Raw genomic sequence first — 1,304 nt, forward strand, 5'->3', positions numbered from 1 at the left:
CGGGCCACACGAACATCGCGGCCAGCCTCCGCGAGATGTCCTACGACTGTTTCCGACGACCCCTCGAACTCCTCGGCCTCTCCTGACCAGCAACGATCCAAGACCAAAAGACTTTGCAACAGCCCTGACGCTGGCCCTCCGGAACATCGCTGGTCTTCAAACTCCAGTCCGCCGTGGCCACGTCGCACCCCTACGAGATCAGGGTGTTGCGACGACCAGTTGAATCCACCCTGGCTTCCGCGGTCGCTGTGAAATACGCAGTCTTCGGCGAGGAGGGTGTTTCTGGCGGCCATGTTGATGGCGTCGGTTATGAGGGAGGTTTTCATGTGGCTGGCTGTCGCCCAGCCGATGACGGCTTTGGTGTGGCAGTCGATGACGGTGGCGAGATACAGGAATCCTGCCCAGGTGTGGACGTAGGTGATGTCGCCCACGAGTCTTTGTCCCGGGGCATCGGCGGTGAAATCACGGCGCATCAGGTCTGGGGTCTGTTCGGCGTGGTCGTCGGCGAGGGTGGTCACCCGCCAGGGCCTTGGCTGGCAGGGCACCAGGCCCATGTCGCGCATGAGAGCCCGGATCAGCTCGGGGCCGGCCTGCACGCCGCGGCGGGCGAGTGCCGCGTGCACGCGCCGGTATCCGTATGTCTCGTCGGATTCCTCGAAGGCATTCCGGATGAGGATTTTGAGTTCCTCACGCCGTTCCGCGGTTGCCGACAGGGGCCTCGAGCGCCAGTCGTAGAAGCCGGACTTCGACACGGCGATCCAGGCGCACATTTTCTTGACGGGGAAGTTTTCTTTTTCGCCGTCGATGAACTCGTACTTCTCGTTCACCGATACTCCTGGGCGAAGAAGGCAGCCGCTTTTCCCAGGAACTCGGTCTTCATCCGAAGTTCCCGGACCTCCTTCTCCAGCTCTCGAAGACGTGCGCGCTCCGAGACGGAAAGTGGGGCTTCCTCGGTGGGATGGGTGCGCCGGTAGGCATTGACCCAGTTCCCCAGGGTCCCCTCGACGAGTCCGAGTTCCCGGGCCACCTGGGCTATTGGCCTGGACTGGTCGATCACCATCCGGACAGCCTCGTCCTTGTACTCAGGGCTGTATTTCTTGCGCTTCTGTGCCACGTGCCTTCTCCGTCGATCAGACCAACCATTTTAGTTGGCCCGGTGTCCGGAAACTTCGGGGCGCCTCGATGATCCCCGTGGCGATCGGGAAGCCTTCACGCAGGGCGAGTTCGTAGCGCAGGTAGGCCGCCTTGTTCCTCAGGTAGCCGACGGCGTCGTCGATGCCCTTGCGTGAGCCGGGCCTGAGCCC

General features: G+C 62.7%; 2 protein-coding genes. Both read right to left on the bottom strand.

Annotated features, from left to right (window positions below; translation table 11 throughout):
- Positions 1 to 827 (bottom strand): IS3 family transposase (locus tag OTB20_RS42175; RefSeq protein WP_267825184.1); only part of this gene is annotated, 827 nt, incomplete at its 3' end.
- Positions 824 to 1,114, bottom strand: a complete 291-nt coding sequence (locus OTB20_RS42180; protein WP_267825185.1) for a transposase — start codon at positions 1,112 to 1,114, stop codon at positions 824 to 826. The genes OTB20_RS42175 and OTB20_RS42180, both read right to left, overlap by 4 nt.
- Positions 1,115 to 1,304 lie beyond the last annotated feature (190 nt).

It is taken from the genome of Streptomyces sp. H27-H1 (assembly GCF_026627445.1).
Lineage (GTDB): Bacteria > Actinomycetota > Actinomycetes > Streptomycetales > Streptomycetaceae > Streptomyces.